This is a genomic window from Kitasatospora sp. NPDC059160, assembly GCF_042755465.1.
Classification (GTDB): Bacteria; Actinomycetota; Actinomycetes; order Streptomycetales; family Streptomycetaceae; genus Kitasatospora.
This window is the reverse complement of record NZ_JBHZCN010000003.1, coordinates 126,676-141,092: the sequence shown is the minus strand read 5'-3', so window position 1 is coordinate 141,092 and position 14,417 is coordinate 126,676. Positions and strand designations below refer to the sequence as shown.

The window sequence follows — 14,417 nt, the reverse complement described above, 5'->3', positions numbered from 1 at the left end:
GACCTTCCATGGCACAGCAGCGCACCCTGGGCGCCGAGGGACCCGCCGTCGGCCCGATCGGCCTCGGCTGCATGGGGATGAACTGGGTGTACACCTCCCAGCTGCAGAGCACCGAGGAGTCGATCGGCGCCATCCGGCACGCCGTCGACCTCGGCATCACCCTGCTCGACACCGCGGACCTCTACGGCCCCTTCACCAACGAGGAGTTGCTCGGCGAGGCACTCCGCGGCGGGCTGCGCGAGCAGGTCGTGCTCGCCACCAAGGGCGGCCTCAAGGCCGGCCCGGAGTCCCACCTCGGCTCGGTGCAGGTGTCCGCCGACGGCCGGCCGGAGCACCTGCGCGCCGCGGTGGAGGGCTCGCTGCGCCGACTGGGCACCGACCGGATCGACGTCTACTACCTGCACCGGGTCGACCCGAGGGTCCCGCTGGTGGAGAGCTGGGGCGCCCTGGCCGAGCTCCAGCAGGCGGGCAAGATCGTGCAGTTGGGCCTGTGCGAGGTCTCCGCCGGCCAGCTGGACGCGGCGCACGCGATCGCCCCGGTCGGCGCCGTGCAGTCCGAACTGTCGGTGTGGAGCCGGGACCCGCTGGCCGAGGTGCTGCCCTGGTGCAAGGCCAACGGCGCCGCCTTCGTCCCGTTCTCCCCGCTCGGCCGGGGCTTCCTGGCCGGCCGCTTCGACGGCGAGAACGCGCCGGACCAGGACGACTTCCGGGCCCGGCTGCCGCGCTTCCAGGAGGAGGCGCGGGCGCAGAACCAGCGGATCTCGGACGGCATCCAGGAGGTCGCCACCCGCCACGGCGCCACCCCCGCCCAGGTCGCCCTGGCCTGGACGCTGGCCCAGGGCGAGCACGTCGTGCCGATTCCCGGCAGCACCCGCCGGCTCCACATCGAGCAGAACGCCGCGGCCGCCGAGGTCCTGCTGAGCGCCGATGATCTGGCCGCGTTGGACTCCCTCCCGGCTCCGGTCGGAACCCGCTACTGACTTGCCCCGCAGACGAGTTCGTTTTCCGAGTTGTCAATCAGGGCTCTACGAAGTATTAAGGTTCTGAGTAGCAGTTCAGGTTCCGACCACCGAGGAGGCCCCGTGGCTCCCCCCGACCAGGACGTCCCCTCCCGAAGGCTGGGACACCTCCTCAAGCAGTGCGAGCAGACCATGATGGCCGCGCGCGGTCGGGCGCTGCGCACGGTCGGCCTGACCGTGCCGCAGTACCTGACCCTCCGGGTACTGGCCGAGCACCCGGACGCGTCCGGGGCCCAGCTGGCCCGGCACTGCCTGGTCACGCCGCAGACCATGGCCACCCGGCTCGCCTCCCTGGAGGGGCGCGGGCTGGTCCGCCGGCAGGTCTCCTCGGTCCACTCGCACGTCTTCACCGCGCGGCTGACCGAGGAGGGCCGGGCCCTGACGGTCCGGGGCGAGGCGGCCGAGCACACGGCCGAACAACGGCTGGTCAGCTCGTTCCTGGCGGAGGAGGTGGTGGTTTTCCGCTCACTGTTGCGGCGCGCCGTGGCAGCGGTGTCCGTACCGGAAGCCGACCCGGTTGGCCCGAATCAGTTCGTACGTAGCGACTGATCAGCCCACTGATGTACCTTAAAGTCCGAATAATCCGCCGTGGGGGGCAGCCAGGGATGCGATCACTGTGACCGAAAACAGCTCCAACCAGCCGAACTCAGCTCCGCTCGATTTCCACGACCGCCTGGGCCATGCCATCAAGCGGGCCGAGCAGGCGCTGATCGGCGAGAAGACCCGCGCGCTGCGCACCGTCGACCTGACGGTTCCGCAGTACGTGACCCTGCTCGTGCTCCAGCAGTCCTCCGGAATGTCCGGGGCGCAGCTGGCCCGGGAGTGCATGGTCACGCCGCAGACCATGACCACGATCCTGACCAATCTGGAGAACAAGGGCCTCATCACCCGTGAGACGTCGAGCGTGCACCAGAAGGTGCTCGTGGCCAAGCTCACCCGCTCCGGCCGCACACTGGCGAAGAAGGCCGACACCTTGGCCCGCGGGGTCGAGAAGCGGCTCACCGACGCCTTCGACGACACCGAGCAGGCCCAGCTGCGCGAGCTGCTGGAGCGCTCGGCGGCGGCTCTGCGCAAGACCGACTGAGCCGCACCGCGGCAGCACCGCAGTACGGGGCGGAAGGCCGCCCCCTGGACGCCCGATCACCACCCGGGGCGTCGAGGGGGCGGCCTTTCCCATGTCCGGGGTCGGACGCCCCACGCTCCGGAGGCCTCATGCTTCGGACACAGCCTATGGTCCACCCATTCATTAACATTGCGATACTGGACAAGGCATTGACCTAAGTCAGGCCTCTGATACTGTATCGATCATGCAGACAGCGCAGCAGCACGCGTCGTCCATCGGCATCCTCGGCACCGGGTCGCACCTGCCCGCGAACGCCGTCGACAACACCCTGGTCGGCTCCCGGGCCGGCGTGACCGCCGAGTGGATCCACCGCAAGACCGGCATCAGCGAGCGGCGCTACGCCGCCGAGGGCGAGGCCACCTCCGACCTCGCCGCGCACGCCGCCCGGGCCGCCCTCGCCGACGCCGGGATCCGCCCCGGCCAGCTCGACCACATCGTCGTGGCCACCTCCACGCCCGACCACCCGCAGCCCGCCACGGCCGCCATCGTGCAGGACCTGATCGGCGCCGAGCAGGCCGCCGCCTTCGACCTGAACTCGGTCTGCAGCGGCTTCGCCTTCGCCCTGCACACCGCCCACCGCCTGATCGCCGACGGCGGCCACGCGCTGGTGATCGGCGCCGACGTCTACTCCCGGATCATCGACCCCACCGACCGCCGCACCGCGATCCTGTTCGGCGACGGCGCCGGCGCCGTCGTGCTCGGCCCCGTCCCGGCCGGCTACGGCATCGAGACCTCCCTGCTGGAGACCTTCGGCCGGCACCACCGCACCATCCGGGTCCCGGCCGGCGGCAGCCGTAGACCGGCCTCGCCCGAGAGCCTGGCCGAGGGCGACCACTGGTTCGCCATGAACGGCCGCGAGGTCCGCGAGTTCGTCACCGACCGGCTGCCGCTCACGGTCAAGGAGCTGCTCCGCCGGGCCGACCGCACCGGCACCGAGGTCGACCACTTCGTGCCGCACCAGGCCAACGGCCAGATGCTGGCCGAGATCCTGCCCTCGCTCGGCCTGGAGCGCGCCCGCACCCACCTCACCGTCGCCGAGTACGGCAACACCGGCGCCGCCTCCGTCCCGATCACCCTCGACGCCGCGAACCGCGCCGGCGCCCTGCGCGACGGCGAACTGGTGCTGCTCTCCGGCTTCGGCGGCGGCATGTCGATCGGCAGCAACCTGCTGCGCTGGCACGCCGCCGCGTAGTCCAGCCGCACCGCCCGCCCCCGAACGACCTCCCCTGACGACGACGGGGCCCGCACCGCAACCGGCCCGGCACCCGCCCGACACCCGTACGAGAGAAGAGACGTGACCAGCAGCGCCGACCCCACCGCCCCCCGCCCCACCGGCAGACGGCCCGTCCTGATCGTCGGCGCCGGCCCGGTCGGACTCACCTCCGCGGCCGAACTGCTGCGCCGCGGCGTCGACATCCACCTGGTCGACCGAGCCCCGGCCCCCTCCCCGCTCACCAAGGCCCTGCTGGTCTGGCCGCGCACCCTGGAGGTGCTGCGCCGGCTCGCCGACCCGGCCGGCACCGCCGACCGCAGCCTGCCGGTCGACGCCTTCCACTACTACTCCGAGGGCCGCCCGATCGCCACGCTCGACCTGACCGGTCGCGCCCAGCCGGTGATCCTCCCCCAGCCCGAGATCGAGGACCTGCTCGGCGCCGCCGTCACCCGGCTCGGCGGCGAGGTCGAACGCGGCACCGCGCTCACCGGGCTGGAGCAGCACCCCGACCACGTGGTCGCCGTGCTGCGCGGCGCCGACGGCACCGAGCGGCGCGCCGAGTACGCGTACGTCCTCGGCTGCGACGGGGCCGGCAGCACCGTCCGGGAGCTGCTCGGCCTCAGCTTCGAGGGCCTCACCTACCCCAACACCTTCATGCTGGTCGACGCCTACGTGGACGGCCCGCTCAAGCACGACGCCGCCCACTACTTCTGCTCCTCGCGCGGCGTGCTGGTGATCATCGGACTGCCCGGCGGCCGCTCCCGGGTCTTCACCTCGCTCCCGCCCGGCCTCGCCCCCGAGGACGCCACCCTGGAGCTGATGCAGCAGGTCGTGGACGAGCGCGGCCCGGGCGGCCTCACCCTCCGCGACTCGGCCTGGACCAGCACCTTCGCGGTGCACGCCCGGCACGCCGAGCGCTACCGCGAGGGCCGGGTGTTCCTGGTCGGCGACGCCGCCCACATCCACAGCCCGGCCGGCGGCCAGGGCCTCAACACCGGTGTCACCGACGCCCAGAACCTCGCCTGGAAGCTCGCCCTGGTCTGGCGCGGCGAGGCCGGCGCACCGCTGCTCGACAGCTACCACACCGAGCGCACCCAGGTCGCCCGCGCCGTCGTCCGCCAGGCCGACCTGCAGACCCGCGCCTGGCTGCTGCGCAAGCCCGCCCAGGTCACCGCCCGCGACCGGGCCGCCGCGGCCGCCTCCCGGTTCGGCCTGTTCGACCTCGACTACATCCCCTGGCTGGCCGGCCTGCGCACCGTCTACGGCGAGGGCCGGGAGACCAGGCTGCGCAGCTGGAAGCTCTGGGGCCACCGCTTCGTGCCCGGGGCGCTCACCCCCGACCGGCAGGTCTGGGACCGCCGGCTCGGCCGCCGGCTGTCGCTGCGCGAGGCCGTCTCCGACCTCCAGCACACCCTGCTGGTCGAACTGCCCGGAACCGCCCTGCCGCCGCGGGTCGCCCGCGCCCTGGAGCAGGCCGAGAAGCGCCACCCCGGGCTGCTGGACGTCCGGGTGCTGGACGCCACCGGCACCCTGCACGACGGCGCACCGGCCGAGCCCGACCCCGCCCGCGGGTCGTCCGGCCGCGGGTCCGGCCGCGGCTCCGTGGTGCTGGTCCGCCCCGACCAGCACGTCCACGCCCGGCTCCCGCTGCACGAGGCGCACCGGGTCACCGCCCTGCTGGACGAGGCCCTGCACCACCCCGCCCGCTGATCCCGCCCGTTGGCCCCGCCCGCCGACCCCTACCCCTGAGGACCGCCCCGATGCGCTTCGACCCACCGCCCCGGATCGCCGCCGTGGTCGACTGGCTCCCCCCGACCACGGACACCGCGGCAGCGGCGGTCGCCGGGGGGCGGGTCACCGCCGAGAACGCCGCCAAGGACGGCTACCTCGAACTGCCCGTCAGCGACGGCCCCTCGGGCCCCGAGATGGCCGTCCTCGCCGCCGCCAAGGCGATCGGCGAGGCCGGCTGCCCGCCCGAGTCGATCGGCCTGGTCGTCCACGCCTGGATCTACCACCAGGGGCACGACTTCTGGTCCCCCGCCCACTACGTCGCCCAACACGCGGGCGCCGTACGGGCGGTGCCGCTCGGCGTCCAGCAGATGTGCAACGGCGGGGCCACCGCGGTCGAGCTGGCGGCCGTCCGGCTGGCCGCCGACCCGGCCCTGGAACGGGCCCTGGTCACCACCGGCGACCGCTTCGCCGCCCCCGGCTTCGACCGCTGGCAGGGCGACTACGGGGTCGCCTACGGGGACGGGGCGACCGCGCTCGTGCTGGACCGCGAGCGCGGCCCGTACCGGCTGCTCGCCGCGCACACCGCCGCCGCCCCCGACCTGGAGTCCATGCACCGCGGCCACGACGCCTTCTCCCCCGCGCCCCGCGCCAACGGCGAGACCCTCGACATCCGGCGCACCAAGAAGGCCTTCCTCGGCGACGGCCTCGGCCCGCACTTCGCCGCCACCGCGGGCGAGGGCGTGGCCCGGGCCGTCCGCGGCGCCCTCGCCGACGCCGGCCTCGCCCCGGACGACCCCCGGCTCGGCCACCTGCTGCTCCCCCGGCTCGGCCGCACCGTCCTGGAGACCGCCTACCTCCCGGCCGTCGAGCGCCTCGGGCTCACCGGCGTCGAGGTGCTCGACCTGGGCACCCGCACCGGCCACCTGGGCGCGGGCGACGCCGCCGCCGGCCTGGCCCACCTGCACACCCGCGGCTTGCTCGAACCCGGCCGGATCGCCATCCTGCTGAGCGCCGGTGCCGGCTTCACCTGGACCGCCCTGCTCGTCGCCGCCGAGTGAGCGACCGGCCGCCACCCGTCACGACCGACCACCGAGGAACCCCGATGCCCAACTCCCCCGCCGCCCTCACCCCCGGCACCGTCCTGGTGCTGGTCGACCTCCAGCAGTGGATCGTCAGCCGCCCGGTCGCCCCGCTCAGCGGCCCCGAGGTGGTCCGCTCCGCCGCCCGGCTCAAGACCGCCTTCGAGGCCGCCGGCCGGCCCGTCGTCCTGGTCCGCTACGCCCGGATGGACGGCAGCGACGGCGGCCCCGACTCCGCCTTCAACCGCTTCGCCCCCGAGGTCGCCGCCCGCCCCGGCAACGAGGTGGTCACCAAGTACGGCATCGACGCCTTCGCCGGCACCGACCTCGCCGACCGGCTCAACCGCCTCGGCGCCACCGACCTGGTCATCGCGGGCATCGCCACCGAGTACGGCGTCGGCGAGACCGTCCGCACCGCCGTCAACCTCGGCTACCCCACCACCGTCGTCGAGGACGCCGTCGCCGCCCTCTCCCCCCAGGGCCACACCGCCGCCGTCGACGCCTTCCACCGCATGGGCGTCACCCTCACCCGCACCGACCCCCTGCTCACCCCCGCGGCCTGAGCGCCCCCACGCACCGGCACCATCGAGCCCCCGCCCGGGACCTTCCCCGGGCGGGGGCTCCGCGCGCTCCCACGCTCAGGCCGCGGCGCGGACCGGGGCGGGAACCGGGGCGGACGTCGGGGCGGACGTCGGGGCACCGGACAGCCGGCGCGTCTCCCACAGGGTCAGCAGGCCGATGACGACCATCGCCACCCCCGTCGGGCCGTGGACGCCGAACGCGGCCCCGGCGGAGCCGTGGTGGGCGAGCACGGTGGCCATGTCGCCGAACGGGACGACGGACCCGGCCAGCAGGACCCAGGCCAGGGCGCGGCGCTGACCGGTCAGCAGCAGCACCCCCAGGATCAGGGCGTTCGCGACGTCGCGGACGCCCTTGAGGACCAGGAAGCCGCCGCCGTCGCCGGCGGGCCAGCTCGGCAGGCCGAAGGTCGGCGCGATGGTCCCGGGGGCCAGCACGAAGGTCAGTCCGAACCAGAGGACGAAGAGGATGCCCGCGGTGGTCAGGGCGGTGTTCACGGTCTTGAGGGACATCGGGGTCTCCTTGCGGAAGTCGGGCGTGCCGGAGTCGGGCGTGCCGGAGTCGGGCCTGCGGGCTCAGACGAGGGCGGCGACCAGCAGGGCGAAGGCGGCGACGATCACGGCGACCCGGGCGTAGTGGTAGCGGTCCCAGCGGTCCGACTGCTCCTGCCAGTCCGCGGGGCGGTTCTCCGGGGTCCAGGTCTTGCTCCGGTTGTTGATCGGGACGAGCAGCAGGACCGACATCAGCACGCTGACGATCAGCAGCGCGCCGGCGGTGACGAGGAGCCAGGTGCCGTGGTGGTGCCGGTCGGCGACGGCCCAGACCGCGACCAGGACGAGCGAGCCGATGTACCAGAACGGCATCACGGCGCCGAGCATCCGCCCCCCGTGGGCGCGGCCGAGCTGGCCGGCGTCCTCGGGGAGCGCCTTGAGGATCCGGTTGAGGACGACGGCGACGGCGAACTCCACCCCCACCATCACGCCGAGTTCCACGGTGGTGAGGACCTTGAGTGCGGCGAGCATGATTCCCCCTGGTATCTAGCACTGCTAGCTGACATGTCGATGCTAGACCTGCTGCCGCTTGAATGTCTAGCGGTGCTAGGATCGAGTCATGTCGGTACAGGAACGAAAGCAGCGCGAGCGGGCGGAACGTGAGCGCCTCATCGTGGCGACGGCCCGTGAACTCGCCGAGCAGCAGGGCTGGGAGGCGGTCACCACCCGCCGGCTCGCCGAGCGCATCGAGTACAGCCAGCCCGTCCTCTACAGCCACTTCCGCGGCAAGCGGGAGATCATCGGTGCCGTCGCCCTGGAGGGCGTCACCGAGATGGCCGCGGCACTGCGGGCCGCGACCCGCGCCGCGGACGGCCCGCGCGCCCGGGTCACCGCCCTGGCCCGCACCTACCTCGACTTCGCCGCCCGCAACCCGGCGGTCTACGACGCCCTGTTCCAGCTCGACGGCGGCCTGGCCTTCGCCGAGGAGGACACTCCCGAACCGTTGAAGGACGGCTTCGCCGCCCTGCTGGAGACCCTCGCCGACGTCGCCGGGGAGGGCGTGGACCCGGGCCTGTTCACCGAGGTGTTCTGGGCCGCCCTGCACGGACAGGCCACCCTGACCAGGGCCCGGCGCCTGCCCCCGGAGGACACCGGGCGCCGGGTGCAGCTCCTGGTGGACCGGCTCGCCGTGCTCTGAACCGCCGCCGTGCTCCGAACCACCGCCGGGCGCCGTCCCGAGGACGGCGCCCGGTCCATCGGTCCGCGGATCAGAGGTGGGGCGAGGACGGGTCGCCGCCGAGGCGGAGCTCGCCGACGGCGTCGAGGACGCGTTCGGCGGAGGCGACGTGCCGGCCGGCCGTGATGACGTCGCGCAGGCAGCGGTCGAGCGGGGTGCGCTCAGTGTAGACGGCCGCGGAGCCGACCAGGTCGTAGAGGTGCTGGACGGCCTCCCGGCAGGCGCGGTGGGCGTACTGGCGGGCGAGGGCGGCGGTGCCGCGCTCCGGGGCTCGGCCCGCGGCCTGGGCGGCCCAGGCCCGGTCCAGGGTGGTGTAGACGTAGGCGTCGGCGGCGCCGATCAGGGCCTCCGCGTGGGCCAGGTCGGCCGGGGCGGAGGGCCTGGGCAGGGCGGGGCCGCGGGCGGTGAGCAGCTCCCGGGCGCAGGCCAGCGCGGAGCGGGCGATGCCGAGCGGGATGCCGGCCATCTTGAGGGCGAGGTTGTCGGCGCGCAGGTGGAGCGGCTGCGGGGCGCCGGCCGCCGGGGGCGCGAAGGTGTGCCGGTCCGGGACGAACAGGTCGGCGACCTCGACGTCGTGGGAGCCGGTGCCGCGCAGCCCGGTGGTGTGCCAGGTGTCGAGCACCCGGACGTCCGCGGTGCGGAGGACGGCGACCCGCGGGGTGCCGTCGGGGGTCAGGAACCCGGCCAGCAGCCGGTCGGCGTGGGTGATCCCGCTGGCGTACGTCCACCGGCCGGACAGCAGGTACCCGCCGTCGTGCCGGACGGCCCGGCCGAGCGGCGGCAGCACCGTGGCGGTGATCAGGTCCGGGTCCGGGAACAGCTCGGCGAACACCTCGGCGGGCAGCGAGACCACCGCGAGCGAGGCGTTGAGCGCGACGGCGGCGCACCAGGCGACCGAGGCGTCGCCCTCGGCCAACAGGTCGACGGCCCGGGTGAGTTGCGGCGCGGTCAGCTCGACCCCGCCCAGGGCGGGCGGCAGGGCGGCGCGCAGCAGCCCGGTGGCCCTGAGGCCGTCGAGCAGGTCGGCCGGGATCCGCCCCCGCCGCTCCACCTCCGGCGCGCGGGCCGGCAGGGTCGCGGCGAAGGCCCGGACCCGGTCCAGTACGTCACCGGCGGTGGGCCCCGATCCGGGGGCCCGGGGCGGCAGTTCGACGACGGTCATCCGCTCGTCCTCCAAGCTCGGCCGGTCCGGCCGGCGGGTGTCGGTCACAGGTCGCCCAGCGCCTTGTCGAGCTCGGCCGCCAGGGCGGGGAGGTGGGGCGGGCGCATGACGGTGTAGTGGTCGCCGGGCAGGTCGACGGCCTCGGCCGCGTCGCCGAGCAGGTCCAGCCACCGGCGGGTGGTGCCGGTGGTGGCGCCGTCCATGGCGCGCAGCAGCCGGACCCGGCCCCGGTACGGGGTGGGCCGGTGCCCGGCCAGGGCGCGGCTGAGGTGCAGGAAGCGGCCGGCGAGCCGGTCCAGGGTGGCGGGGTCGACGTCGTCCGGGAGGACGGCGGCCCGCCGGGCCCGGGTGAGCAGTTCCTCGGTCGGGGTGCGGTCGCCGGTGGGCTCGAAGGCCTCCGGGCCGGGGTTCCAGTCGCGTCCGGCCAGCCCGGCGAGGTCGCGGGCGAACCGGGCGAGCAGGTCGGCGTCGGACTGCGGTCCGGCCGGGCCGGGCGGCTCCAACAGGTCGACGGCCGCGACGAGTTCGACGGTGGCGCCGCGGGCGGTGAGCAGCGCGGCGGCCTCCAGGGCGAGCACGCCGCCCATGGACCAGCCGCCGAGCCGGTACGGGCCGTCGGGGAAGCGCGCGGTGATCGCGTCGGCGTAGTGGGCGGCCAGCTCGGCCACGGTCGGAGCGGGTTCGGGGTCGGGGTACTGGAGCGCGTGCACGGGCTGGTCCGGGTCCAGCAGGGCGGCGAGCCCCGCGTAGCAGAGCACGTCGCCGCCGACCGGGTGGATCAGGAACAGCGGCGGCCGGCTGCCGGTGGCCCGGATCGGGACGAGCGCCGCCCGGCCCTCGTCGGCGGGCCGTTCGCGCAGCACCTCGGCGAGCGACTCGACGGTCGGGCGGGCGAGCAGGGTGGCGACGGGGAGCGAGCGGCCGGTGTCCCGGTGGATCCGGGCCATCATCCGCACCGCGAGCATCGAGTCGCCGCCGAGGTCGAAGAAGTTCTCGGTGACGCCGAGCTCCCGGGCGGCCGCATTCGGGAAGAACTCGGCCCAGATTCGGGTGAGTTGACGTTCGACCGCGTCGCGCGGCGGGATGGTCGCGGCGGTGCGCGGGGCCGTCCGCTCGGGCGCGGGCAGCCGGCGGCGGTCCACCTTGCCGTTGTCGGTCAGCGGTAGTTCGTCCAGCCGGACGATCCGGGCGGGCACCATGTAGCCGGGCAGTTCCCGGCCGAGCGCCGCCCGCAGTTCCTCCTCCGGGAGCTCGGCCGACGCGGCGTCGCCCACCACGTACCCGAGCAGCCGTCGGGGCCCGCCCGGCTCGCCCTCGGCCACCGCGGCGGCCGCCCGGACGCCCGGTCGGCGCAGCAGCGCGGCCTCGACCTCGCCGAGCTCGATCCGGTGCCCCTGGACCTTCACCTGGAAGTCCGCGCGGCCCAGGAACTCGATCTCGCCGTCCGGCAGGTAGCGGCCGAGGTCGCCGGTGCGGTAGAGCCGCTCGCCGGTGACCGGGTGGTGCGGGAAGGCGGCGCGGGTCCTGGCCTCGTCGCCGAGGTAGCCGCGGGCCAGGCCGGTGCCGGCGATGTACAGGTCGCCGGGGACGAGGGCCGGGCGCGGGCGCAGCGCCTCGTCCAGCACGTGGAAGCGCTGGTTGCGCATCGGCCGGCCGTACGGGATGCTCGCCCGCTCCCGGTCCGTCCGCTCGACCGGGTGCTGGATCGACCAGACGGACGCCTCGGTCGCGCCGCCCAGGGCGTGGACGCGCGCGCCGGGCAGCAGCTCGGCGACGCTCTCGGGGAGGGTGACGGGGATCCAGTCACCGCTCAGCAGCACCAGGCGCAGCGGGGGCGTGCCGCCGACGGCCCGCAGGTGGTCGGTGAACATCTCCATCAGCGCGGGGACGCTGTTCCAGACCGTCACCCGGTGCCGTTCGGCCAGCTCCAGCCAGGCGGCCGGTTCGCGCCGCGCGGCCTCGTCGGGCAGGACGAGGGCGCCGCCGGCCGCGAGCAGGCCGAAGACGTCGTAGACGGAGAGGTCGAAGTTGAGCGCGGACAGGGCGAGGACGCGGTCCTCGGCGCTCACGCCGTACCGGTCGTTGACGTCCCGGAGGGTGTTGACGGCGCCGGTGTGCTCGATCATCACGCCCTTGGGCACGCCGGTGGAGCCCGAGGTGAAGATGACGTACGCGAGGTCCTCGGGCCGGGCCGGGGAGGGCGGCAGCGGCTCGCCGGAGTCGTCCCCCTCCGGCTCGGTGTCGACGTTCAACAGCTGGGTGCCGTCCGGCAGTTCGAGGGTCTCCGCGAGCGCCGAGCGGGTCAGGACCAGCCCGATGCCGGCGGTCTCGACGATCATCCGCAGCCGGCGGGCCGGCATCGCGGCGTCCACCGGCACGTAGGCGGCGCCGGCCTTGAGGACGCCCAGCGCGGCGACCACCTGCTCCCAGCCCTTGTCCGTCACGATGCCGACCGGCACGCCCGGGCCCGCGCCGTGCGCGATCAGCCGGCGGGCGATCCGGTCGGAGCGGCGGTCCAGCTCGCCGTAGCTCAGCGTCCGGTCGGCGGTGATGACGGCGGGGGCGGTGGGCCGGGCCGCGGCCTGCCGCAGGAAGCCGTCGTGCAGCAGCTCGGCCGGGACGGGGGCGTCGGTGGCGTTGGCGGCCCGTCGCAGGGCCAGGTCGGCGGCGGGCACGGGCACGGCCGCCGGTCGGCGCCACGCCCCCTCGCCGCACAGCTCCCGGACCAGTTCCCGGTAGGCCTCCCACATGCCGTCGACCACGCCGTCGGGGAACACCTCCTCGACCACGTCCCAGTTCAGGACCAGTTCGCCGGCCTCCTCCAGGGCCTGGTGGTCGAGCCAGACCTGCGGGGTGCGGACCGAGCTGGAGGCCAGCCGGCCGGAGCGGCCGAGCCCGGTCAGCGCCGTGAGGGCGCCGCCGCCCTCGCCGGAGGCGTCCTGCGCCGAGAAGCCGATGGTGCTGGTGAACACCACGGGCATGCTCGCCAGGCCCGTCCCGGCCCGGGTGCGGTTGAGTTCGCGCAGCACCTCGACGCCGCTGACGTAGCCGTGGTCGAGGTCGGTCAGCAACTGGCGCTGGAGCCGCAGGGCGCCGGTGGCGAAGGACTCGGCGGGGGCGGCGTCGACCTCCAGCAGGGTGGTCGCGCTGAGGTTGCCGAGGACCCGGGCGACGTCCTCGTGCAGCGGCCGCCGGTGGAACGCCAGCAGGTTGAGCGTGAAGCGCGGCGACTCGCTCCAGGCGCCCAGCACCTGCGCGTACGCGGCGCACAGGGCCGCCGAGGGCGAGACGCCCGCCGCGTCGGCGTTCGCCCGGAAGCGCTGCCAGGCCGCGGGCTCGATCCGGTCCGTGCGGTGGGTGAACACCGGCCGCCGCGGTGCCGCCCCGGGGCGCAGCGGCAGCCGGGGCGCGGACGGCAGGGTGGCGAGGCGGGCCTGCCAGTAGGCGAGCGACTCTTCGCGCCGCTCGGCGTCCGTGCGGGCGGCGGCGAGCACGTAGTCGCGGTAGCTGACGCCGGGGGCGGGCGTCGCGGGGGCGCCGTCGCGGTAGGCCTGCGCCCACTCCCGGAACAGCACGCCGGAGCTGCGGCCGTCGACGATCAGCGCGTCGAAGGTGAGGTGCAGCCGGGTGGTGCGCTCGTCCAGCAGGGTCGCCCGGACGTCGAACAGCGGCCAGGCCTCGGTGTCGAACACCCGGTCGCGCAGCTCCCGGTGGGTCGCGGCGAGGCGCTCCGCCCGCTCGGCCCCGTCGAGGGTCCGCAGGTCGGCGGTGGCGATCCGGTACGCGGGGACCTCGGCGAGCACCCGCTGGTACCCGTCCCGGGAGATCACCGCGCGGAGCATGTCGTGGCGGTCGATCAGCTGCCGCAGGGCGGCGGCGAGCCGGTCGAGGTCGGTGTCGGTCAGGTCGAGCTCGACCAGGAAGGAGGTGGCGACGTTGCCCAGCTCGAAGGCGTCCGTCCGGCCGACCAGGTAGGCCTGCTGGAGGTCGGTGAGCGGGAACGGCTCGTACCGGGCCGCCGGGTCGGCGACCAGCGCCGCACCGGGCCGCTCCGCCAGGGCGGTGGCGGTGGCGGCGGCGCCGTACGAGGCCCGGACGCGCTGCGCGAGTTCGGCCACGCTCCGGCCGTCCAGCAGTTCGGGCAGCGGGAGGTCGACGCCGAGCCGCCGGGCGAGGGTCTGCCGGATGTCCATCGCGATCAGCGAGTCGGCGCCCAGGCTGCGCAGCGGTCGGTGCAGGTCCTCGCCGGTGACGGCCGCGCCGCGCGCCCGGCCGACGATGCCGACCACCAGCGCGGCGACGTCGACGTCCTGGTCCCCGGGTACGGCCTCCCCCGCTACGGCCCGCTCCGGTACGGCCTGTTCCGGCCGCGCGGCGCTCGGCACCGCCTCCAGCCGTACGCCCTCGGCCAGGGCCACCGGCGCGCCGTCGGCGCCGACCAGCCGCACCTGGGCGACCAGCGGCCCGCCACTGTGCGCCGGTGCCCCCTCCGGCCGGGGGCCGCCGTTCCACAGCCAGTAGCGCTCGCGCTGGAACGGGTAGCCGGGCAGCGGCACGGGCGGGCCGACGGGCTCGCCGTGCACCCGCGCCCAGTCGATCCGGGCACCCCGGACGTACAGCGCGCCCAGACCGTCCAGCAGGGTGCGGCGGGCCTCCTCCCCCGCGCGCAGCGACGGCAGGAACCCGGCGTCCCCGGCGTCCCCGGCGTCCGCCCGGGCCCGGTCGAGGAGCGGGGAGGCGGGGCCGAGCACCACGAAGGCGCGGTGCCCCTCGCGCAGCAGCG

General features: G+C 75.3%; 12 protein-coding genes. 8 read left to right on the top strand and 4 right to left on the bottom strand.

The window, feature by feature from the left end:
- Positions 1-8: 8 nt before the first annotated feature.
- From ACFXOZ_RS02310 to ACFXOZ_RS02280, 7 genes are all read left to right on the top strand, one after another.
- Entirely contained in the window at positions 9-980 is a 972-nt protein-coding gene (locus ACFXOZ_RS02310) for an aldo/keto reductase (protein ID WP_375887284.1), read from the top strand.
- 102 nt (positions 981-1,082) lie between these two features.
- Positions 1,083-1,568, top strand: coding sequence for a MarR family winged helix-turn-helix transcriptional regulator (locus ACFXOZ_RS02305; RefSeq protein ID WP_375887281.1), 486 nt, complete (start codon positions 1,083-1,085; stop codon positions 1,566-1,568).
- Between the two features lie 67 nt (positions 1,569-1,635).
- Complete coding sequence (locus ACFXOZ_RS02300; RefSeq protein WP_375887278.1) at positions 1,636-2,103, top strand: MarR family winged helix-turn-helix transcriptional regulator; 468 nt, start codon at positions 1,636-1,638, stop codon at positions 2,101-2,103.
- A 223-nt stretch (positions 2,104-2,326) separates the two neighbouring features.
- Positions 2,327-3,334: a 3-oxoacyl-ACP synthase III family protein gene (locus ACFXOZ_RS02295; protein WP_380586702.1), complete on the top strand. Its 1,008-nt coding sequence runs from the start codon at positions 2,327-2,329 to the stop codon at positions 3,332-3,334.
- 102 nt (positions 3,335-3,436) lie between these two features.
- Positions 3,437-5,065: an FAD-dependent monooxygenase gene (locus ACFXOZ_RS02290; protein ID WP_380586700.1), complete on the top strand. Its 1,629-nt coding sequence runs from the start codon at positions 3,437-3,439 to the stop codon at positions 5,063-5,065.
- A gap of 50 nt (positions 5,066-5,115) precedes the next feature.
- The gene (locus ACFXOZ_RS02285) at positions 5,116-6,144 is read left to right on the top strand and encodes a 3-oxoacyl-[acyl-carrier-protein] synthase III C-terminal domain-containing protein (RefSeq protein WP_380523184.1); all 1,029 of its coding nucleotides are present in this window, start codon (positions 5,116-5,118) and stop codon (positions 6,142-6,144) included.
- A 44-nt stretch (positions 6,145-6,188) separates the two neighbouring features.
- A complete protein-coding gene (locus ACFXOZ_RS02280) occupies positions 6,189-6,728 on the top strand; it encodes a cysteine hydrolase family protein (protein ID WP_380523185.1) in 540 nt (179 codons plus the stop codon).
- 75 nt (positions 6,729-6,803) lie between these two features.
- On the opposite strand, the gene ACFXOZ_RS02275 is transcribed toward ACFXOZ_RS02280, so the two are convergent.
- Positions 6,804-7,256, bottom strand: a complete 453-nt coding sequence (locus tag ACFXOZ_RS02275; RefSeq protein ID WP_380586697.1) for a DUF4267 domain-containing protein — start codon at positions 7,254-7,256, stop codon at positions 6,804-6,806.
- A 63-nt stretch (positions 7,257-7,319) separates the two neighbouring features.
- Positions 7,320-7,766, bottom strand: a complete 447-nt coding sequence (locus ACFXOZ_RS02270; RefSeq protein WP_380586694.1) for an anthrone oxygenase family protein — start codon at positions 7,764-7,766, stop codon at positions 7,320-7,322.
- Positions 7,767-7,854: 88 nt separating this feature from the next.
- On the opposite strand from ACFXOZ_RS02270, the gene ACFXOZ_RS02265 reads away from it, so the two are divergent.
- The gene (locus ACFXOZ_RS02265; protein WP_375887262.1) at positions 7,855-8,433 is read left to right on the top strand and encodes a TetR/AcrR family transcriptional regulator; all 579 of its coding nucleotides are present in this window, start codon (positions 7,855-7,857) and stop codon (positions 8,431-8,433) included.
- Between the two features lie 70 nt (positions 8,434-8,503).
- On the opposite strand, the gene ACFXOZ_RS02260 is transcribed toward ACFXOZ_RS02265, so the two are convergent.
- Positions 8,504-9,634 carry an acyl-CoA dehydrogenase family protein gene (locus tag ACFXOZ_RS02260; protein WP_380586691.1) on the bottom strand — a complete coding sequence of 377 codons (1,131 nt, stop codon included), beginning with the start codon at positions 9,632-9,634 and terminating at the stop codon, positions 8,504-8,506.
- Positions 9,635-9,678: 44 nt separating this feature from the next.
- Entirely contained in the window at positions 9,679-14,190 is a 4,512-nt protein-coding gene (locus ACFXOZ_RS02255; protein WP_380586736.1) for an amino acid adenylation domain-containing protein, read from the bottom strand.
- Between the last annotated feature and the right edge of the window lie 227 nt (positions 14,191-14,417).